Consider the following 19,824-nt stretch of genomic DNA (forward strand, 5'->3'; position numbering starts at 1 on the left):
GAACTTGGCTTTGGAAGCCACCCTTTCCAGTTCCAGTACCACCACGATCGAAGGGCCGTCGAATGACCGCCACCTCCCTGACCAGCACCCAGGGCGCCGGCCGCGCCGGGGACAAAATCTTTTCGGGTGCCGCACTGGCCGCCGGCTGCCTTATTCTCGCCGTCCTCTTCGGCGTCGCACTCTTCCTGGTGGTCCAGGCGATCCCGGCGCTGACCGCACCGGCCGCCGATATCCAGGGCGGTAAAGGCTTCTTCGCCTACATCTGGCCCATCGTCATCGGCACGCTCATCGCAGCGGTCATCGCACTGGTCATCGCCACACCCGTCGCCATCGGGGTGGCACTGTTCATCTCGCACTTCGCCCCGCGCGGCCTCGCGTCAGGGCTGGGGTACGTCGTGGACCTGCTCGCCGCCATCCCGTCCGTCATCTACGGCGCCTGGGGTGCAGCGTTCCTGGCCAGGGAAATCTCCCCGGCCTACAACTGGCTGGCGGAAAACCTGGGGTGGCTGCCCATCTTCCAGGGCCCGGCCTCGGCCACCGGCAAGACGATCCTCACTGCCGGCATCGTCCTCTCCGTCATGGTCCTGCCCATCATCACCTCCCTGTCCCGCGAGATCTTCCTCCAGACCCCCAAACTGCACGAGGAAGCCGCACTCGCGCTGGGTGCCACCCGCTGGGAAATGATCAAGATGTCGGTCCTGCCCTTCGCGCGCCCCGGCATCATCAGCGCAATCATGCTGGGCCTGGGCCGCGCACTCGGCGAGACCATGGCCGTGGCCCTGGTGCTGTCTTCCGGCGCCCTGACCGCAAGCCTGATCCAGTCCGGCAACCAGACCATTGCAGCCGAGATCGCCCTGAACTTCCCCGAGGCCAGCGGACTCAAGGTCAGCACGCTGATCGCCGCCGGCCTGGTCCTGTTCGTCATCACCCTGGCCGTGAACATGATCGCGCGCTGGATCATCACCCGGCACAAAGAATTCTCGGGAGCCAACTAAATGACCTCCACGCTTACTCCCGTCCGCAGCAAGCGCTCGGCCCTGACAAAGGGCCAGCTGCCAAAGTACGCCCCCTATGCCGTCCTCGCCGCCGCGCTGATTGCCGGCGCCGCGATCATGGCCCTGATCGGCTTCAATCCGTTCGGCTGGGGCATTGTCTCCGCGATCCTGTTCGCCATCGGACTGGTGTCCTGGAGCGCCGCCGTTGAGGGTTCCCGCAAGGCAAAGGACAAGCTCGCCACCTGCCTGGTGGTGGGATCCTTCCTGGTGGCGCTGCTCCCGCTCTTCTCGGTGATCTGGACCGTGCTGGCCAACGGTGTTCCCGGACTTATCAACCCGGGATTCCTTACCAACTCCATGAACGGGGTAACCGGCGTTTACGACAACAGGGCGGTGGAAGAAGGCGCACCCGTCCTCGGCGGCATCTACCACGCATTCCTGGGCACTGTGCAGATCACCCTGCTGGCCACCGTCATTTCGGTTCCGGTGGGCCTGCTGACCGCCATTTACCTTGTGGAGTATGGCAACGACGGCCGGCTCGCACGCGCCATCACCTTCTTCGTCGACGTGATGACCGGCATCCCGTCCATTGTGGCCGGCCTCTTCTCCGCGGCTTTCTTCTTCGCCGTGGTCGGTCCCGGTACCAAGACCGGCGCCGTTGCCGCCGTCGCGCTTTCCGTGCTGATGATCCCCGTGGTGGTGCGGTCCAGTGAGGAAATGCTCAAGATCGTTCCCAACGAACTCCGCGAAGCGGCGTACGCGCTGGGCGTGCGCAAGTGGCGGACCATCATCAAGGTTGTCATCCCGACGGCGATCTCCGGCATCGCGTCCGGCGTGACCCTGGCAATCGCCAGGGTCATTGGTGAGACTGCGCCCATCCTGGTCACCGCCGGCTTCGCCACCAGCATTAACTCCAACGTGTTCAGCGGCTGGATGGCCTCGCTGCCCACGTTCATCTACACCCAGATCCTGAATCCCACGTCTCCGGCCAACCCGGACCCGTCCTCGCAGCGGGCCTGGGGCGCCGCCCTGGTGCTGATCATCCTGGTGATGGTGCTGAACCTGGGCGCCCGGCTGATCGCCAGGGTCTTCGCCCCGAGGACGGGCCGCTGAGGCCCAGCTCCTTCCGGTCGTTTGGGCCGGACCATAGACTTCAATCCATACCCAGTTAGTGAAGGAACACCATGTCTAAGCGCATCGACGTCAAGGACCTGAACGTGTACTACGGCGATTTCCTTGCCGTGGAGGACGTCACCATCAACATCGAGGCCAAGTCCGTCACCGCGTTCATTGGTCCGTCCGGCTGCGGCAAGTCCACCTTCCTGCGGACCCTGAACCGTATGCACGAGGTGCTTCCCGGCGCCCGCGTGGAGGGCGAAGTCCTGCTCGACGGCGACAACCTGTACGGCCCCGGCGTGGACCCGGTTACCGTCCGCTCGCAGATCGGCATGGTCTTCCAGCGGCCAAACCCGTTCCCCACGATGTCCATCCGTGACAACGTGCTGGCCGGCGTGAAGCTGAACAACAAAAAGATCTCCAAGGGCGAGGCTGACGTCCTGGTGGAACGCTCGCTGAAGGGCGCCAACCTGTGGAACGAGGTCAAGGACCGGCTGGACAAGCCCGGTTCAGGCCTCTCCGGCGGCCAGCAGCAGCGCCTCTGCATTGCGCGGGCCATTGCCGTGGAACCTCAGGTGATCCTGATGGACGAGCCATGCTCTGCCCTGGACCCCATCTCCACCCTGGCCATCGAGGACCTCATCAATGAGCTCAAGGACCAGTACACCGTGGTGATCGTGACCCACAACATGCAGCAGGCCGCCCGCGTCTCAAACCGTACGGCTTTCTTCAACATCGCGGGCACCGGCAAGCCGGGCAAACTGATCGAGATCGGTGATACCCACACCATCTTCAGCAATCCCACACAGAAGGCAACTGAGGACTACGTTTCCGGCCGCTTCGGATAATCCCCAGCCGCGCCCCAGGCTCGCACGCTCGCCCGGGGACCCCTGCGGCCGTGGGCCCACAGCCGGCTGAACCAGGCGCGGGTGCGGCTACTCCGGCACTTCCAGCTGGAAACCGCACCGGCAGCGCAGGACCCTGGTGGGAAGTGAGACGGAGCTGAGGGCGCCACCGCCGGAACTGCTGCGGTAGCAAAGGCGCTCGATTTCGAACTCTGCTTCCTCCATGGGAAAGCCGCAGTGGATGTAGTCATCACCGAACATGATGACTTTCGCCATCCAGCGCACCTGGTGCAGGGCCGCGGCCACGTCCGCCGCGTAGGCAAGGTGTTCGTGGAACCGGCGGCAGTTATTGCATGTGTAGGAAACTGTGACCAAGTCGCCGTTGGCCCCACCCATGGCCATGATGGCGTGGATGGTCAGGTGATGTTCCGTTCCGCACACTTCGCATTCCATATGCCGTGGCTGGGGCAGGGAGTGCCGGGGATTCGAGTTAGCCACAATGCCTGCTCTTTTCCACAACGTGCATCCAGTCCGCCGATATGCTGCAGCGGCGTTCATCCGCGGCCCTGCACCCGGCGGCGGATATCAGCCCCCGGCAACAGCGCGTTGGAGGCGTACTTCCGAATTTACGTCACATGGATCGACCTGTACAGGCCGGCAAGGGCGGACAGACTTCCGGAAGGGTGGAAGTCCCGGCCTCCGCGGCGCCGTCGCTGCCGTTGGCGGCCAGACGTCCGGCACCGCTTATCCGGCCACCGGGGAAAGTGCCAGCGCCAGGACAAATGCCAGGGCAGCCGTTGCCGCAGGAGTCAGGATCCAGAGGCCCACGATGCGGATCACGAGCTTTCGGTTGGTCACCGAAAAATGCTGGTTCTCGCCTGCGCCCAGCACGGCTGAGGTAACGGTGTGTGTGGTGGAGAGGGACCACTGCAGCCCGATGGCGCCCACAAACAGCATGAGGGCGCTGAAGATCTGTGCCACCGAGCCGCGCAGCGGATCAACACGGGTGATCTTGTAGCCGATGGTGTGTGAGATCCGCCAGCCCCCGTACATTGTGCCGGCGGTAATCATGACCGCAGAAAGCAGCGCCACCCACACGGGGACAGTCCCGCCGTCGGAATATCCTGCCGCCAGCAGGGCGAGGAGCAGCACCGCGTTGATCCGCTGGCCGTCCTGCAGTCCGTGGCCGAACGCCACCGCCCCGGCGGCAATGGACTGGCTTCGGCGGAACCGCTGGTTCACCACATTGGGCTGCGTGTAGCGGGCGGCCCACGTGGCCGGGTAAACCAGCAGGAAGGACCCGCTGTAGGCAACCAGCGGCGACAGCACCAGTGGCAGGACAACCTGGAACAGCAGGGAGCGGTCCACCCCACCCACACCCGTGCCGCCCACTGCGAGGCTGGCTAGGCCGGCACCGGCAAGGCCGCCCACCAAAGCGTGCGTGGAAGAGGCTGGAATGCCCCGCCACCACAGCAGGATGCCCCAGGCAACGGCGCTGCCCAAACCGGCGAGCAGTATGTTGAGGCCGTCCGTACCGCCGGGAAGGTTGATCCAGGTTTGGCTGACGGCGACGGCAAGGAGTGCGCTCAGCAGGGCGCCGAGGAAATTGAAGAAGGCAGCCAGCAGAACGGCCACGCTGGGCGTCAGAGCACGGGTGCGCACGGCAAGGGCAACAGAGGTGGAGACGTCGCGGAAGCCGTTGACGAAGGCGAACACGGCCGTCAGGACAACCACCGCGCCGAAGATGACTGCTGTCACCTCAGGATTCCTTGACGATGATGCTGCCTACCTGCGTGGCGATGCGCCGCATGTCCTTGGTGACCTCCACCAGTTGGTTGGCAACATCACGGTTGCGTGAGTATTGCGCCCACTTCATGTCCCTGATCATGTCTGCCACCCAGACGCGGTGCGTCCGTTCTGCGCGTTTGGCAAGCCGCAGGATTTCGATCCAGTAATCCTCGAGGTCATCGAGGTTGTCGAGCCGGCGCATGGCGTCCACCGTGAGTTCGGCCTGCCGGCTGATGACCTCCAGCTGGTCCGCAGCCCTTTTGGGCAGCCTTTCCAGCCGGTAAAGCGCCACCAGCTCCGCCGCGGCATCCAGCTTCTCGATGGCCTCGTTGAGGTAGCGGGACAAGGCGTACATGTCTTCGCGGGGGAGCGGGTTCACGAAGCTGGTGCGCATGTGGGTCAGGAGGGCGAAGTGAAGTTCGGCGGACCTGGCCTCGTGGTTGTGCATGTCCTCCACGAGCTTGCCGTGCTCGTCGGCGGGGACGCCGAGGATCTCGGCCAGGGTGGCACTGGCCAGCACGATTTGCTGCGCCATCTGGGATAAGAGGTTCAGCCCGGCGGGCTCCTGGGGAAAAAGGCGCAGCTTCACGTAGTTACCGGTCTCCGGGATAAGTACAGGGCGGGAGTTGCCTGCCGTGTGACTTGACCCCGGCGCGCAACTGACGCTAACTCTACCGGGCCGGAACTGCACCCCTGAAATGGGAAAACAGGAACGCGGGCACCAGCAATTGGGCAGAAAAATGGTGCCGAACCGGATACGCCTCTCGGCGGTAGGCCGCTCTAGGCGGCTGAATGTTGAAGCCCGGGGGTTTCGCGGCTCGGCACCAGTTTCAGTGTTCTACGTTGGTTGGCCCAAGTCAACATTGACAGATCCGGGGTCTTGGGTCAGTCGAGTTCGCCAAGGCGCCACGCGTTGGCGGCGTGCTCAAGGTCCTCGGCGGTTTTAACCAACTGGTGGGAATTGCGGGTCAGTTTGCTGGCGTGCGCCTCGTTGCCGTGTTCGGCACCGTCAGCGAGAGTCGCCTGGCCGAGCGCCACAACCCGGCAGAACGCGGCGGAACGCTCCAGCGCGACGTCGAACTCGCCGTCGAACGCGCCCGAAAGGATGGCATCAGCCATCGCTTTCATCTCGTCCGCGCCGGGAGGCTCAGCGGCTCCGGCCACTACGTTGGAGACCTGTGCAGTGTCCTTGCCTGCGCGGAAGTAAACCGAAATGCGCTCCGGGTCCTGGACCGTAGCCGCCCGCAGGGCGTACAACCGCCACAGCGCGCCGGGAAGGGAACGGGCGGGGCTCTCGGCCCACATCTCCGCGATGGCTTCCAGGCCCTGCTCGTCCGCAAGTTTGACCAGCCGGTCTGTCACTACGGGATCATCGCTGTCCCGGCCGTGGCGGACCAGCGCCTGGGCAGCGAGGTGGGCGGCCTCGGACACCCGGGCGGGATCGGCGCCGCCGGCGAAGGGTTCGAAGTCCACGGGCGCGAAAGGCTTCGGCTTGTGGTGCCGGTTGGCGCCGCCGTAATGGCTGGGACCTGTTTGCTCGCTCATGCCCCCCACGCTACTCCTGTGCCCTGCGGGAAATCGAGCATCCGGACAATGCCAGTCGGTGCCACAGAATGTCCGACGGCGGGACCAGGCCTGCGTGCGAATGGTGCCGTGACGATGGGTTAGAGTATTAACGTCCAGAAATGGACTGGGCCGGGTCGGCCGGTACAGTGTGCCGAAGCAGCCCGGCAGGGGCCTTTAGCTCAGTTGGTAGAGCATCGGACTTTTAATCCGTGGGTCGTGGGTTCGAGCCCCACAGGGCCCACCGTTTACGCAGGTCAGAGGCATCTAGCCTCTGGCCTGCGTGGGTTTAAGGGCCCAATAGGCCCGGGAACACTGCTTCATTGCCTCGCCTGAAAAGCCCGCTTCGGGTGCACGCTGAAGCAGGTGTTGACTTTGTAGTCGCGCAGGGAGCAGCTTTGGCGTGGGGAAGAGCTTCAAACTGTCCGATCAGGTTAAGGATCTGCCGCGACCTTGCCGCTGGTTCGAGGCCTTTTGACCGCGCGTCCATAGTGATTAGGGGCCGCTTGCGGACGCCGGGATGCCCGGCGGCTCGCTGATGCGGGGTGAGTGCCGGTACGGGCATGAGTATCCCGCAGGCGCCAAGCAGCAACGAGTGCTGCTACAAACTGGGCCACCAGCCACAGCACCGACACCCCTGTTAGCCCGTAGAGATGGGCAGCGGCTGCGGCAGGCACTACTGCAATGGCTGCTGCCAGGCATGCAACAGCGGTCGCTTCCGCCTGATGCTCACGGGCCCGGCAAACGCCGTAGTAAATTTGCGTCACACAACTCAGGACCAGTGCCAGGACCAGTACCGGAAGTAGAACCCAGTGTGGGGCGTACTGAGAGCCGAGCATTTGTAGGATGAAGGGACTTGCTCCAATCAGGACGCCCCCTGCTGCAAGGGTGAGGAAGAGACTGATTCGAAGCGCCCGTACAACCAGGCCCGGATGATGGCCGGGGGCCGCGAGCTTAGTCTGCAGGGAATAGCCGGCGGACTGTTGAACGAAAAAGACTGCTGTTGCCAGCATCCAGACGACGTACCAGGCCGCAGTGGCCGAGGCGCTGAGTGTAGCAGCGATGATGAGAGGCAACACGTAGCCGGGCGCTCGGTCAGCCAGCATGAGGGGATAATTCCGGAGGGCGGGATGGAGTAAATTCAGGATTTGCCGAAACCGCAGGACGTATTTGCCCCCGGGACCACTTCCGCCACGGTATACCTGTAGCAGTCCAAGAAGTACGCTGGCTGCGGCTCCAGCAGCGACCGCGCCGACGACGGTGTTGAGACTGCGGTATCCGCCGGCCAGGCAAGTAGCCAGAAGGGCCAACTGGACGAGACTCTGGAGCAAGCTGCGCATCAACGCCAAGTGGGCTTGGCATTGAGCAGCATGGATATGGTCAAGCTGGTAAGCCGTGGTAGCGAAAAAAGCGGTAGCCAGAAACGCTGCCGCTGCTGTTGGATCAGCCCAGGCCTGGCCGACCCCAGGACCAAGGGCACCAGTTATTATGAGCAGCGCAGTCGCGACTATGAGGGATGAGAGCCCTACAGTGAGCAGGCTTGTGGTTATCAGCCGACGCTCTTCGGTTTCCGCGGGCAGGAGGGTCAGTATGGCCGGGCCAACACCAAGCATCCCTACCTGAACTGTCAGCAGCGCCGCCGCGACGACCGCGGAAGCTAAGCCGAGCTCAGCCGGGGCCAAACGAATTGCAGCCAGGGCCCAAAATAGAAGGCCCGTGACCATGGGCACCACACGGGCTGCGGTTAACCAGATCGTGTTGCCGCCCAGAGAGAGTACCTTAGCGGCCAGGCGCACGAGCTACCCCCTGGCCTTCAAAACAGGTATGTAGCAGGAACGCTGCCGGGTGGGGCAAGTGGCGGGGGCGCTTATCACTGCCGCGGAGGCATCGAAGCTGGGAGCTGATAAAGATGCACAACTGCCTCACCATTTGCTTCATTGCATGGATATGAAATTGGCCGGTAAACGCTCCAACTCCCGGGAGCACCCCACCAGCGCTCCTAAGGACATAGTCAGGTCGCTGGCCTGGCAAACCAACAACCATAGCATTGCCCTACCCGGCAGACTAGTGCCTGCACGGGGAGAAAAAAGCAGTAGTAAGTACTCGTTTCTGTGGCGTGCACTTACGTGCATCGTTCCGCCCCTGGGGCCTTCAGCAGCGACCCTGGATTGGGGGTTTTATAGGTAGGATCGCCCCCTTCCACTCAAGGCTGTGAAGACGTAAATTTGTCCCCATGAATCGCCACGAACAACCCGCCACGTGCGTGTCCGCACGTTCGCTGGGATGTTCCTTTCCGTGGCCGCTTTCCTTATGACTGCAGCGATGCCTGCCTTTGCAGCACCGCCCAAGCCAGGTAATACGGGCCTGAACGCACACCCTGCTGCGCTGGGTGATTTAAATGAACGCGACCTCGGGGTGGCCAGACAACGCAGTCATACGCGGCCCTCCTGAGTGCCCGGCCGCGCACAATGCTAACCGGGCAATGTCACGCCACAACATCCCGAATCCATACCGCAAGAAAGGAGCTGAAGAGCGGGACCATGATCACCCCGGGTGTGGGTGGAAATAATCCCGGCAAAACAGCAGTTGCGAAATTCTCATAACCGAACAGGTGCTGACAAAACGGGCGGCGTATGACCAAAGCCGTACACGGTGTGTCGAGGAAAAATAACTCATGTCCATGGCGCTGTAGCGGGTCCCTGACAGGCCAGACAGTCTGCAACGGAAATTCCCTAGAACTGGGCTGCTTTTGGCCAACTCTTCAATCGTCCGACGGCGGTTCCATAGTTCCGCGCTGGCGGCGAGCAACACGGAACATTGCATGCGGATCGGGAAATGCCGCTCCTGTTGTGTCCATCAAAGGGACGTGTCCCTGAATGTCACAGGCACAGTCCACGGGACGTCAGAGCCTCGGCGTAACGACCTGTCCGCCCCTTGATATGGACGCCTTGAGAATTTAGGACCCTCGCTGGGCAGGGACCGCCACTGGAAATTTCGAACGGAGTCAGTTATGCAGATAACACCGATGTATGTCCAGCGACTCGCGCGCACCGTATTAGCCCTACTCCTCGTGGCTGGCACAGCACTCGCCGCCCCACCGGCCTTGGCCGCTCCTGATCCCCTCACCTGTGCCGGTTATCCCGAAAAGCGGCACTTCGTTGATGCCCAGTCCTGGTGGTTGGCCACCGAGGGTGCGAGTCCGGCCGGTACCAACCATGGTCACATCCACGTTGGTGCTTGTATACCCGAACGCGAAACCGTAACAGGACCATTTACGCTTGATATCCGGATGGTGTTACATGATCCTGGCCGCCAAAAGGTCAATAGCGGCAGTACCTCAACGCCATACGTCTCGGTGGTCATGAAAGATAAGTCCATTGAGAAGGTGCAGTCCAAGATCTTCCAAACCGGTTGGACGTGTCCCACCCCGGGTACCTGCACCCGCTGGGGCCAGGTTAGCGTCAACCCATCCGTATTTTCGACCGACGGTCTCAAAGAAACGCGCCTGCGCTTCTTCTCTGACGTCGATGACGCTGCTGCGGGCGGCAAGACAGTTACGGCGAGTATGACCGCCAACCTCAACTTCCAGTATTACGTTGATCTGTCGCCCACCCGCGCCAATAGCGACGTCTCCCGCGATCCTTACTTGCGCGGTAAGGGATGGTACTCAGCCCCCGGCCGCAACCTCGCTGTGGGCGGGTACTGTGAAGCCGATCTCGTGACCGTTCCGGTTCCGAATACTCCCATCAGCGGCATATGGTCACCCGTTGTCAAGATGGTCTGGCACGGCAATGCGCGCGACCCGCACGTCACGGCCCATGAAGTCCGCATCGACCCCGATTTCCATAACAATAATCCCGGTGTAGTCGTTCGCCGGGCGGCCGGGGAGTACGACGGCCCGATCAGTATCGACACCACGCAGCTGACAAATGGCAAGCACACGCTGTTCCTGCGCGCGGATTGCAACGACCAGTACGGCCGCAACTCCACCACCTCGGGCGTCCTGACGGTGCCATTTGAGGTCGGCAACGGCATCGGATAGGTCTTGCCGCCTGGCTATGGGTCGTGGGTTCGGCCCTTACCGGCGCACCCTTTAGGCGAAGAACGGGACAATCCCAGGCGGCCTCCTCCACGCCGCCGGGGAATGTCCTGGTGGCGGCAACCGGCACAATGGGGACATGACAAAAAGCAGCACCGGGCGGCTGCCGCGCCTTGAGGACGTGGCCGAACTTGCTGGCGTCTCCCACCAGACCGTTTCCAGGGTGGTCAACGGCCATCCCAACGTCAGCAAAACGACCCGCGAAAAGGTTGAGGCGGCCATCGCGGAGCTGGGCTACCGGCGCAACACCGCGGCGCGAAGCCTGGTGACGAGGCGCTCGCAGACCATCGGTGTGCTGGGCAGTGAGCTTTCCCAGTACGGCCCGGCCAACACCATGCTGGGCGTGGAGCAGGCAGCGCGGGACGCGGGCTACTTTGTCAGTATCGCTGCGTTGCGTTCTGTGGGCAGGGACGCCATCTTCGATGCGCTGAGGCACTTTCTGGACCAGGCGGTGGACGGGATCGCCGTCCTGGTGCCGCACACCGAAACCCTGCGGATCCTGGAGGAGTTTAACCCCGGTGTGCCCGTGATGGCTGTCGGTTCGCTGGGCAACGAGGCCGTCAGCGGAGCGATGGTGGACCAGAAACGCGGGGCCGAGCTCGCCGTCGGGCATCTCATTGAGCTGGGGCACAGCAGGATCGGCCACGTTGCCGGGCCGGCGGACTGGATCGACGGCGCCTTGCGCACAGAGGGATGGCGCGCAGCGCTGCGGCACGCAGGCCTCCAGGACGACCTGCTGTTGGAAGGCGACTGGAGCGCGGGGAGCGGATACGCGCTCGGGCGGAAGCTGGCGGCGGAACGAAGGGCAACCGCCGTGTTTGTGGGTAATGACCAGATGGCCCTCGGCGTGTTGCGTGCCTTCAACGAGGCGGGGGTCCGGGTGCCCGACGACGTCTCGGTGGTGGGGTTCGACGACCAGCCGGAGTCCAGCTACTTCACCCCGCCGCTCACCACGGTGCGGCAGGACTTCGAAGAGCTTGGCCGGCGTTGCATGGACACCATGCTGAAGGAGATTGAGGCGGGCGCCGCCGTCAGCTCCACAGTGGTAACTCCGGTGCTGGTGCGCCGGGACAGCGCAGCAGCACCGAGGCATTAGCGGTTGCGTCGCTGTGGCCTGACGCGACGCCGCAGCCTGAAGTGATGCCCGTCATTATTCTGAGGCGCCCGGGACTACGCTGCGCGGGAACTTTGGCGGTCCGTGGAGCTGCGGCGGGACCAGGCGGCAATCCGGGGCCAGTAATTGATGGCCGCGTACGCTGCCAGTGCCGCGGCCATGTGCAGATGGAGCATCAGGTGGAGTGAATGGCCGGCGGGCGCAGCCACTTCACCGGCCGGCGGCACGTCCCGGATAATTCCGCCGTGGCCATGGACAGACAGTCCACTTCCGGAGCCGCCGGAAAAAACTGCGAACCCGAGATGAAGCAATTGCTGGGCCACTCCGCAAAAGAGCAGCAACACCCAGGCCGGCATCGGGAAGCGCCCCAGGATCGCGGCGGCCATGCCAAGCAGCGCGGCGAGCGCCAGGAGGATGATGAGGCCGGGTGCAGGCCCTCCGGCCGCCAGATGGGCTGCCAGTCCGAGGCCAGTGGAGATGGGGCCCGCCAGCCACGCGCCGGAGCCGGCGCGGACCTTTGGTTTCGGGTCGTCCACGGAGCTCCTTCTGGTTGGTCACTGTTCATGCTGTCCTTACCCCATTGGGCAGCGTCCCACACTTCGCACTTGCCGTCCTCCCTCCGGCAGAGAATGAAAGGCCATCCGCCATTGACATCGCTGTTGTTAGCGCTCACAATCGAAGGGTCGCGAAGCTGCGGCAGCTATCGGAGGAACTTTCTATGGACGTCAAAGTGGACACGGACAGCTACGTCATCGGTGTGGATTATGGAACGCTCTCCGGACGGGCCGTCGTGGTCCGCGTCCGGGACGGCAAGGAGCTCGGCAGCGGTGTGTTTGAGTACCCGCATGCGGTGGTCACGGATGCCCTTCCGGCAGACGTCGCGGACCTTTCCGGTGAACCAGGTGCACGGCTTCCCGGCGAATGGGCGCTGCAGGTGCCGAACGACTACCGCGACGTCTTGCGCATCGCGGTTCCCGCCGCCGTTGCTGAGGCAGGGATCGACCCCGCCGCCGTCGTCGGAATTGCCACGGACTTCACCGCCTGCACCATGGTGCCGGTCAAGGCGGACGGCACCCCGCTGAACGAGCTCCCGGGATTCGGAAACCGGCCCCATGCCTATGTGAAGCTGTGGCGCCACCACGCTGCGCAAAGCCAGGCTGACAGGATCAACCGGCTCGCGGCGGAACGGGGCGAGGAATGGCTGCCGCGTTATGGCGGACTGATTTCTTCGGAATGGGAGTTCGCGAAGGGCCTGCAGCTCCTGGAGGAGGACCCCGAAGCCTATGCGGCGATGGATCACTGGGTTGAAGCTGCTGACTGGATCGTCTGGCAGCTGTGCGGCCGCTATGTCCGGAATGCCTGCACGGCCGGTTACAAGGGAATTTACCAGGACGGCCGCTACCCGTCCGAGGACTTCCTTGCAGCCCTGAACCCCCAATTCAAGGACTTCGTCAGCAGCAAGCTCGAGCACACCATTGGCCGCCTGGGCGATGCCGCCGGCTACCTCACCGCTGAGGCTGCTGCCTGGACCGGCCTGCCCGAGGGTATCGCCGTGGCGGTGGGCAACGTGGACGCCCACGTCACCGCTCCTGCCGCGAGGGCAGTGGACCCGGGCCAGCTGGTGGCCATCATGGGCACCTCTACCTGCCACGTCATGAGCGGGACGGAACTGCGCGAAGTGCCCGGCATGTGTGGTGTTGTGGACGGCGGCATCGTGGACGGGCTGTGGGGCTACGAAGCCGGCCAGTCCGGCGTCGGAGACATCTTCGCCTGGTTCACCAAGTACGGCGTGCCGCCGGAGTATCATCAGGCAGCCGACGCTGCCGGCCTGGGCATCCACGAATACCTCACCGAACTGGCCTCCGGCCAGTCCATCGGCGAGCACGGCCTGATCGCGCTGGACTGGCACTCGGGCAACCGCTCGGTGCTGGTGGACCATGAGCTCTCCGGCATCGTGGTGGGGCAGACTCTGGCCACACGCCCGGAGGACACCTACCGCGCACTGCTGGAAGCCACCGCCTTTGGGACCAGGACCATTGTGGACGCATTCCGCGACTCGGGCGTTCCGGTGAAGGAGTTCATCGTGGCCGGCGGCCTGCTCAAGAACCCGCTCCTGATGCAGATCTATGCGGATGCCACCAACCTGCAGCTATCCACCATCGGCTCCGCCCAGGGCCCCGCCCTCGGCTCCGCCATCCACGCCGCCGTGGCTGCCGGGAAGTACACGAATATCCGCGAAGCGGCCGCCGCTATGGGCTCCGAGCCGGGCGAGGTTTACACGCCCATTCCGGAGAACGTGGCCGCCTACGAGGAACTTTTCCGGGAGTACAAAACACTGCACGACTACTTCGGCCGCGGCAGCAATGATGTGATGCACCGGCTCAAGGCCATCCAGCGCCGGGCGGCCGGTTCGCGTCCGGCTCCCGCTGCGGTTGCTTCCGAGGCTGCCATGGAGGTGCCGGCATGAGCATCCTGGACACAATCTCCCGCGTGCGGGAGGAAGTGTGTGCCCTGCACGCCGAGCTGACACGCTACGAACTGGTGGTGTGGACGGCGGGCAACGTCTCTGCCCGGGTTCCCGGTCACGAGCTGATGGTCATCAAACCCTCGGGCGTTTCCTACCAGGACCTGACGCCGGAACAGATGGTGGTGACGGATCTCTACGGGGTGCCCGTGGAGGGGGACGCAACAGGTACGTGGGGCAATCCGCCGCTGTCGCCGTCGTCGGACACTGCGGCGCACGCATACGTCTACCGGCATATGCCGGAGGTGGGCGGGGTAGTGCACACGCACTCCACCTATGCCACCGCCTGGGCGGCCCGCGGAGAGGCCATTCCCTGTGTGCTTACCATGATGAGCGACGAATTCGGCGGATCCATCCCCGTAGGGCCGTTCGCCCTGATCGGCGACGATTCGATCGGCCACGGGATCGTGGAGACGCTGAAGAACTCCAATTCCCCGGCCGTGCTTATGCAGAACCATGGGCCGTTCACCATCGGCAAGGACGCGAAATCCGCTGTGAAGGCAGCCGTGATGTGCGAGGAGGTGGCCCGCACGGTGCACATCGCACGCCAGCTGGGCGAGCCCCTCCCCATCGACCAAAGCCACATCGACTCGCTCTACGCCCGCTACCAGAACGTTTACGGGCAGTAACCGCCGGCCCTTTTACTGATGACCCAAGACTTACTCCCAAAGGAGACCCATATGAGCACCGCAGCAAACACTTCCCTTGACGGTTACGAGGTCTGGTTCCTCACCGGCAGTCAGCACCTCTACGGCGAGGACGTCCTCAAGCAGGTGGCCGCTCAGTCCCAGGAAATCGCCAACCAGTTGAACGCGTCCTCCTCGGTGCCTGTACGGATCGTCTGGAAGCCGGTCCTGACTGACTCTGACGCCATCCGCCGGACTGCGCTTGAGGCCAACTCGGACGATTCCGTCATCGGCGTCACTGCCTGGATGCACACGTTCTCGCCGGCAAAGATGTGGATCCAGGGCCTTGACCTGCTTCGCAAGCCGCTGCTGCACCTGCACACCCAGGCGAACCGGGACCTGCCGTGGGCGGACATCGACTTCGACTTCATGAACCTCAACCAGGCCGCGCACGGTGACCGCGAGTTCGGCTACATCCAGTCCCGCCTGGGCATCGCCCGCAAGACCGTGGTGGGGCACGTGTCCAACCCCGAGGTGGCCCGCCAAGCGGGTTCATGGCAGCGCGCCGCAGCTGGCTGGGCTGCCGTCCGCACCCTGAAGCTGACCCGCTTCGGGGACAACATGCGAAACGTCGCCGTCACCGAAGGCGACAAGACCGAGGCGGAGCTCCGCTTCGGCGTCGCCGTGAACACCTGGTCCGTCAACGAGCTCGCCGACGCCGTTCACGGTGCCGCGGAGGCCGACGTCGACGCCCTGGTTGCAGAGTACGAGGACCTTTACGACGTGGTCCCCGAGCTCCGCGCAGGCGCCGCACGGCATGACTCCCTCCGTTACGGCGCAAGGATCGAACTGGGCCTGCGCAGCTTCCTCGAAGCCAACGGGTCCGCGGCGTTCACCACCTCCTTCGAGGACCTTGGCGCACTCCGCCAGCTCCCCGGCCTGGCCGTGCAGCGGCTGATGGCCGCCGGTTACGGTTTTGGTGCTGAGGGCGACTGGAAGACCGCCATCCTGGTCCGCGCCGCGAAGGTCATGGGCGCGGGCCTGCCTGGCGGTGCTTCGCTGATGGAGGACTACACCTACCACCTGGAACCCGGAGCCGAGAAAATCCTGGGCGCCCACATGCTGGAGGTCTGCCCCTCGCTGACCGCCGGGAAGCCGCGCCTGGAGATCCATCCGCTGGGCATCGGCGGCAAGGAAGACCCCGTGCGCCTGGTGTTCGACGCCGATGCCTCCCCGGGGGTCGTCGTCGCCCTGTCCGACATGCGGGACCGGTTCCGCCTGGTGGCGAACGCCGTGGACGTGGTTCCCCTGGACCAGCCCCTGCCAAACCTACCAGTGGCCCGCGCGCTGTGGCAGCCAAAGCCTGACTTTGCCACCTCCGCGGCAGCCTGGCTCACCGCGGGCGCAGCCCACCACACCGTATTGTCCACGCAGGTGGGGATGGATGTCTTCGAGGACTTCGCGGAAATCGCCAAAACCGAACTGCTCACCATCGACGAGGACACCACCATCCGGCAGTTCAAGAAGGACCTGAACTGGAACGCCGCCTACTACAAGCTGGCCGGCGGGATCTAGGCTGCCTTCTGACAGCAGCCCCGGACATGTCTTCCGGGGCTGCTTCAATCTTCTTGGGGCCGCTGCCCCTTCCTTCCGGGCTTCCTAGTGGCCGAAGTGCGCGCGTGGAGGGCCCTCGGGCAACCGCTCGAGGATGTCCTCCGCCACCCTGCGGACCTTGATGTTCCGATGGCTTGATGCCTTGGCCAGGATCGAGAAGGCCTCGTGATACGAACATCCGTTCTGGGCCATGATCACGCCGCAGGCAACGTTGATGGACGTGCGGCTGTCCAATGCCAGCCGCAGGTCCGACGCGGTGGACCTCGCTGTGTGCAGGTCAAGGGCCATCTGCAGGCTCTTGGCTGCAAGGCCGGCGAAGGAACGGGCCTCTGAGATCACCTGCAGGGGGAATGCCTTGGCATCCTGGGCGAAGAACGCCAAGGCTGCGCTGGTAGGGCGGACCGGTGTGCCATCGTTTCGCGCCTCCCCGGCGCCCTGGTCCACAGCGAGCCGAACACCAAGGACGCTGCCCAAGCGGGCCAGCTGCAATTGGTTGCAATACCGGGGCCAACGGAAATCCCCGCTTCTCTGCAAGACGGCCACGGGATGGCCTCCGGACAGAACTTCGCTGACCGGCCCTTCACCCGCTTGCTGCTCCCACTCCAACAGCCGGATGACGTCCGGCGTGGTACCGGTGATGGCCGGAGTTCTCTTGGGTTGGCGCACCACTACAGCGCATTCGATGACTACGTCTGCGGTGCGGACGACGGCGCGGGCGGACGCCGCGGCGAGCAGCTCAAGTGAGTCGTGCAGCGTCTCCGCGCCGGTCATCAGGTCCAGCAGGATTCCGTCCGGCTTCCCGGATGCCGAAGCGGCTGTCCACGGCTGGCCCTGCCGTGCCGGCGCAGCATGGCCCAATGGATTCCCGTGGGGCCCGTGTGCCGGCGCGGTAACCCCTTGGCGGTGGTGGCTTGGTGCGGAAATGAGAGGGCCGGCGACGGCTGGGGGAGAGGCCTTGGTCTCAAAGGCCTCCTCGTCGCCGGCCCCGCTTAATGCCCGAGTCCTTTGGACCGGGAAGTTGGAGCTTGCGTATCTCGCATGCATTACGTCTCACACCCCCTCGTGAGTCAATTACTGCGAGCCGGAAGATGGCTTGTCTATGTGAAAAACCTAGTTCCGTAGCCGCCTCGGGAGAACGCGTAACCGGTACTTGTCTTTGAGATTAGGTATTACTTGGTTTTCGGCCTGCGCTGCCTGCTTTTCGATGTCCTTCGCTGGCGGGTGGCCCTTTCCCGCCCTGGGCTGCTGAAGCACGCTGCCGGGGGCAGGCTGCGGCAACGGGCTTGACTCCTGACGGGCTACCCCACAACAATGTTTCTATAACGTTGTAGAAGTTGAGCAGAATCCAGGAACGAGGACGTTTTCGTGGCAGCACCAGAACCCGCCGGCCCCACCGTGCCCAGCCAGGCAGGACCGGCAGCAGCAAAGATCACCATGGATCCCGCCTTTGTGGTGGGACCCGTCCGCCGCCGCACTTTTGGTGCCTTTGTGGAGCATCTGGGACGCTGCGTCTACACCGGCATCTTCGAGCCGGAGCACCGCACTGCGGACGAGGACGGGTTCCGCGGGGACGTGCTGGAGCTGACCCGGGAACTGGGGGCGTCCACGATCCGCTATCCGGGCGGTAACTTTGTTTCCGGCTACCGCTGGGAGGACGGCGTTGGCCCCGCGGAAAAGCGGCCGGTCCGCCTTGACCTCGCCTGGCACTCCACCGACCCCAACCTGGTGGGTGTGGACGAGTTCGCCAAATGGTCTGCTAAAGCCGGTGTCGAAACCATGATGGCGGTGAACCTCGGCACGCGCGGTACGCAGGAAGCGCTGGACCTGCTGGAGTACTGCAACATCGACGGCGGCACCTCCTTTTCGGACCAGCGCAGGGCCAACGGTGCGGAAAACGGCTACGGCATCAAGATGTGGTGCCTCGGCAACGAGATGGACGGACCCTGGCAGATCGGGCACAAGAATGCCCAGGAGTACGGCCGGCTTGCTGCCGACACCGCGCGCGGCATGCGGATGATCGAGCCTGACCTGGAACTCGTGGCCTGCGGCAGCTCCGGCCCCACCATGAGCAGCTTTGGCGAATGGGAGCGCGTTGTGCTCTCCGAGACCTACGAGCTGGTAGACCTGATCTCGGCTCACCAGTACTTCGAGGACTTCGGCGACCTGCAGGAGCACCTTTCCGCCGGCCACCGGATGGAAGCCTTCATCCACGACATTGTCAGCCACATCGACCACGTAAAGTCGGTGAAGAAGTCCGCCAAGCAGGTAAACATCTCCTTCGACGAATGGAACGTGTGGCACATGAGCCGGGACGAGTCCCGGGCACCGACCGGCAAGGACTGGCCGGTGGCCCCCGTCCTGCTTGAGGACACCTACACGGTGGCGGACGCCGTCGTGGTCGGCGACCTCCTGGTCACCCTGCTCAAGAACACGGACCGCGTCCACTCCGCCAGTCTGGCGCAGCTGGTCAACGTGATCGCCCCCATCATGACCGAGCCAGGCGGCCGCGCATGGAAGCAAACCACCTTCCACCCGTTCGCGCTGACCTCCCGGCACGCCTCCGGGACGGTTCTGCAGCTCGCCGTCGAGTCCCCGCTGGTCAGCGGCGGCAAGACGACGGACTTTTCCGCGGTGTCCGCCGTCGCAACCTACGACGCCGGGAAGGGCGAGGCCGTGGTGTTTGCCGTCAACCGCTCCGCCACGGACGCGCTGGGACTGGATGCCGTGGTGTCCGGGCTGGGCAACGTGCGGGTTGTCGAGGCAGTCACGTACGCCAACAAGGACCCGTACTGGCAGGCTACCGCTGATGATTCGACGTCCGTCCTGCCGTCGGAGAATGTCTCCGTCAAGGCCGACGGCGGCCGGCTCACCGCCGAGCTGCCGGCCGTGTCCTGGTCCATGATCCGGCTGGCCGTGGGCGGCTGACGCACCTGCCAACCTCTGGGAGGATGGACGGCATGGAACTGCACATCACGGGCGATCCCGCCGCGGACAAGTTGTTGAGCGAGGACGCCTTCGCACTGCTGACGGGCATGCTGCTGGACCAGCAGGTGACCATGGAATCGGCGTTTGCCGGGCCCGAGAAAATCAAGAGCAGGATCGGGTCCATACATCCGGAGGCAATTGCCTCCCAGGACCCGCAGGCCTTCGTCGAGATGTTCAAGGAACGCCCTGCCGTCCACCGTTTTCCGGGTTCGATGGCCGCACGCGTGCAGGCGCTCGCCGAAACCGTGCAGAACGAGTGGGAGGGCGATGCCACTGCAATCTGGACCAAGGGCGACCCCGACGGCCAGGAGGTGCTGCGCCGGCTGATGGCCCTGCCCGGATTCGGCGAGCAGAAAGCGAAGATCTTCCTGGCACTCCTCGGCAAACAGCGCGGTCTCCAGGCGCAGGGTTGGCGTGAAGCGGCCGGCCACTATGGCGAGGAAGGGGCCTACCTGTCGGTCGCCGACATCGTGGATCCGGAGTCGCTCACCAAAGTTCGGGCCAGCAAGCAGGCCGCCAAAGCCGCGGCGAAGGCAGCAAAAGCCAGGGACTGAC

At 64.2% G+C, this 19,824-nt stretch carries 17 protein-coding genes and 1 tRNA gene; 11 read left to right on the forward strand and 7 right to left on the reverse strand.

The window, feature by feature from the left end:
* Positions 1-62: 62 nt before the first annotated feature.
* From pstC to pstB, 3 genes are all read left to right on the forward strand, one after another.
* Positions 63-995, forward strand: a complete 933-nt coding sequence (pstC, locus tag AC5RUQ_RS03665) for a phosphate ABC transporter permease subunit PstC (protein ID WP_493946034.1) — start codon at positions 63-65, stop codon at positions 993-995.
* The gene (gene pstA, locus AC5RUQ_RS03670; RefSeq protein WP_493946035.1) at positions 996-2,108 is read left to right on the forward strand and encodes a phosphate ABC transporter permease PstA; all 1,113 of its coding nucleotides are present in this window, start codon (positions 996-998) and stop codon (positions 2,106-2,108) included.
* A gap of 71 nt (positions 2,109-2,179) precedes the next feature.
* A complete protein-coding gene (gene pstB, locus AC5RUQ_RS03675) occupies positions 2,180-2,959 on the forward strand; it encodes a phosphate ABC transporter ATP-binding protein PstB (protein WP_163161406.1) in 780 nt (259 codons plus the stop codon).
* An 87-nt stretch (positions 2,960-3,046) separates the two neighbouring features.
* Here pstB and AC5RUQ_RS03680 read toward each other — a convergent pair whose 3' ends face one another.
* The 4 genes from AC5RUQ_RS03680 to AC5RUQ_RS03695 all read right to left on the reverse strand — a co-directional run bounded on the left by AC5RUQ_RS03680 (position 3,047) and on the right by AC5RUQ_RS03695 (position 6,289).
* Complete coding sequence (locus AC5RUQ_RS03680; RefSeq protein ID WP_493946036.1) at positions 3,047-3,397, reverse strand: hypothetical protein; 351 nt, start codon at positions 3,395-3,397, stop codon at positions 3,047-3,049.
* Positions 3,398-3,700: 303 nt separating this feature from the next.
* Complete coding sequence (locus tag AC5RUQ_RS03685) at positions 3,701-4,714, reverse strand: inorganic phosphate transporter (protein WP_493946037.1); 1,014 nt, start codon at positions 4,712-4,714, stop codon at positions 3,701-3,703.
* Between the two features lies 1 nt (position 4,715).
* The gene (locus AC5RUQ_RS03690) at positions 4,716-5,333 is read right to left on the reverse strand and encodes a nuclease PIN (RefSeq protein WP_256249300.1); all 618 of its coding nucleotides are present in this window, start codon (positions 5,331-5,333) and stop codon (positions 4,716-4,718) included.
* Positions 5,334-5,629: 296 nt separating this feature from the next.
* On the reverse strand, positions 5,630-6,289 hold the full coding sequence (locus AC5RUQ_RS03695) for a hypothetical protein (RefSeq protein ID WP_163161414.1): 660 nt from the start codon (positions 6,287-6,289) through the stop codon (positions 5,630-5,632).
* Positions 6,290-6,478: 189 nt separating this feature from the next.
* On the opposite strand from AC5RUQ_RS03695, the gene AC5RUQ_RS03700 reads away from it, so the two are divergent.
* Positions 6,479-6,551: transfer RNA gene (locus tag AC5RUQ_RS03700), tRNA-Lys, on the forward strand.
* A 190-nt stretch (positions 6,552-6,741) separates the two neighbouring features.
* Here AC5RUQ_RS03700 and AC5RUQ_RS03705 read toward each other — a convergent pair.
* On the reverse strand, positions 6,742-7,413 hold the full coding sequence (locus AC5RUQ_RS03705; RefSeq protein ID WP_493946039.1) for a hypothetical protein: 672 nt from the start codon (positions 7,411-7,413) through the stop codon (positions 6,742-6,744).
* A gap of 1,904 nt (positions 7,414-9,317) precedes the next feature.
* Between AC5RUQ_RS03705 and AC5RUQ_RS03710 the strand changes: the two genes are divergently transcribed.
* Positions 9,318-10,349, forward strand: coding sequence for a hypothetical protein (locus tag AC5RUQ_RS03710; protein ID WP_493946041.1), 1,032 nt, complete (start codon positions 9,318-9,320; stop codon positions 10,347-10,349).
* 136 nt (positions 10,350-10,485) lie between these two features.
* The gene (locus tag AC5RUQ_RS03715; RefSeq protein WP_493946042.1) at positions 10,486-11,502 is read left to right on the forward strand and encodes a LacI family DNA-binding transcriptional regulator; all 1,017 of its coding nucleotides are present in this window, start codon (positions 10,486-10,488) and stop codon (positions 11,500-11,502) included.
* Positions 11,503-11,576: 74 nt separating this feature from the next.
* Here the strand turns inward: AC5RUQ_RS03715 and AC5RUQ_RS03720 are convergent, their stop codons facing one another.
* Positions 11,577-12,056 carry a hypothetical protein gene (locus AC5RUQ_RS03720; RefSeq protein WP_493946044.1) on the reverse strand — a complete coding sequence of 160 codons (480 nt, stop codon included), beginning with the start codon at positions 12,054-12,056 and terminating at the stop codon, positions 11,577-11,579.
* A 182-nt stretch (positions 12,057-12,238) separates the two neighbouring features.
* Here AC5RUQ_RS03720 and araB point away from each other — a divergent pair, with 182 nt between their 5' ends.
* Genes araB through araA form a run of 3 tightly spaced genes read left to right on the forward strand, consistent with a single transcriptional unit; the run spans position 12,239 to position 16,245 of the window.
* Positions 12,239-13,987 (forward strand): ribulokinase, encoded by a 1,749-nt coding sequence (araB, locus tag AC5RUQ_RS03725; RefSeq protein WP_493946045.1) that lies wholly within the window; start codon positions 12,239-12,241, stop codon positions 13,985-13,987.
* On the forward strand, positions 13,984-14,673 hold the full coding sequence (locus AC5RUQ_RS03730) for an L-ribulose-5-phosphate 4-epimerase (protein WP_493946046.1): 690 nt from the start codon (positions 13,984-13,986) through the stop codon (positions 14,671-14,673). Before araB ends, AC5RUQ_RS03730 begins: the two co-directional genes overlap by 4 nt.
* Before the next feature lie 51 nt (positions 14,674-14,724).
* Positions 14,725-16,245: an L-arabinose isomerase gene (gene araA / locus AC5RUQ_RS03735; protein WP_493946047.1), complete on the forward strand. Its 1,521-nt coding sequence runs from the start codon at positions 14,725-14,727 to the stop codon at positions 16,243-16,245.
* 84 nt (positions 16,246-16,329) lie between these two features.
* Here the strand turns inward: araA and AC5RUQ_RS03740 are convergent, their stop codons facing one another.
* Entirely contained in the window at positions 16,330-17,142 is an 813-nt protein-coding gene (locus AC5RUQ_RS03740; RefSeq protein WP_493946049.1) for an ANTAR domain-containing protein, read from the reverse strand.
* Between the two features lie 576 nt (positions 17,143-17,718).
* On the opposite strand from AC5RUQ_RS03740, the gene arfA reads away from it, so the two are divergent.
* The gene (gene arfA / locus AC5RUQ_RS03745) at positions 17,719-19,209 is read left to right on the forward strand and encodes an arabinosylfuranosidase ArfA (RefSeq protein WP_493946394.1); all 1,491 of its coding nucleotides are present in this window, start codon (positions 17,719-17,721) and stop codon (positions 19,207-19,209) included.
* A 23-nt stretch (positions 19,210-19,232) separates the two neighbouring features.
* Positions 19,233-19,823 carry an HhH-GPD-type base excision DNA repair protein gene (locus tag AC5RUQ_RS03750; protein WP_493946050.1) on the forward strand — a complete coding sequence of 197 codons (591 nt, stop codon included), beginning with the start codon at positions 19,233-19,235 and terminating at the stop codon, positions 19,821-19,823.
* Position 19,824: the final 1 nt, after the last annotated feature.

Source organism: Arthrobacter sp. MDT2-3, assembly GCF_059090465.1.

Bases quoted from the DNA above. Each gene is read 5' to 3' on its own strand.
- pstC (WP_493946034.1), top strand. From the start codon at position 63: ATGACCGCCACCTCCCTGACCAGCACCCAGGGCGCCGGCCGCGCCGGG.
- AC5RUQ_RS03750 (WP_493946050.1), top strand. From the start codon at position 19,233: ATGGACGGCATGGAACTGCACATCACGGGCGATCCCGCCGCGGACAAG.
- araA (WP_493946047.1), top strand. From the start codon at position 14,725: ATGAGCACCGCAGCAAACACTTCCCTTGACGGTTACGAGGTCTGGTTC.
- AC5RUQ_RS03705 (WP_493946039.1), bottom strand. From the start codon at position 7,413: ATGCTGGCTGACCGAGCGCCCGGCTACGTGTTGCCTCTCATCATCGCT.
- pstB (WP_163161406.1), top strand. From the start codon at position 2,180: ATGTCTAAGCGCATCGACGTCAAGGACCTGAACGTGTACTACGGCGAT.
- AC5RUQ_RS03715 (WP_493946042.1), top strand. From the start codon at position 10,486: ATGACAAAAAGCAGCACCGGGCGGCTGCCGCGCCTTGAGGACGTGGCC.
- pstA (WP_493946035.1), top strand. From the start codon at position 996: ATGACCTCCACGCTTACTCCCGTCCGCAGCAAGCGCTCGGCCCTGACA.
- araB (WP_493946045.1), top strand. From the start codon at position 12,239: ATGGACGTCAAAGTGGACACGGACAGCTACGTCATCGGTGTGGATTAT.
- AC5RUQ_RS03695 (WP_163161414.1), bottom strand. From the start codon at position 6,289: ATGAGCGAGCAAACAGGTCCCAGCCATTACGGCGGCGCCAACCGGCAC.
- arfA (WP_493946394.1), top strand. From the start codon at position 17,719: ATGGATCCCGCCTTTGTGGTGGGACCCGTCCGCCGCCGCACTTTTGGT.
- AC5RUQ_RS03710 (WP_493946041.1), top strand. From the start codon at position 9,318: ATGCAGATAACACCGATGTATGTCCAGCGACTCGCGCGCACCGTATTA.
- AC5RUQ_RS03730 (WP_493946046.1), top strand. From the start codon at position 13,984: ATGAGCATCCTGGACACAATCTCCCGCGTGCGGGAGGAAGTGTGTGCC.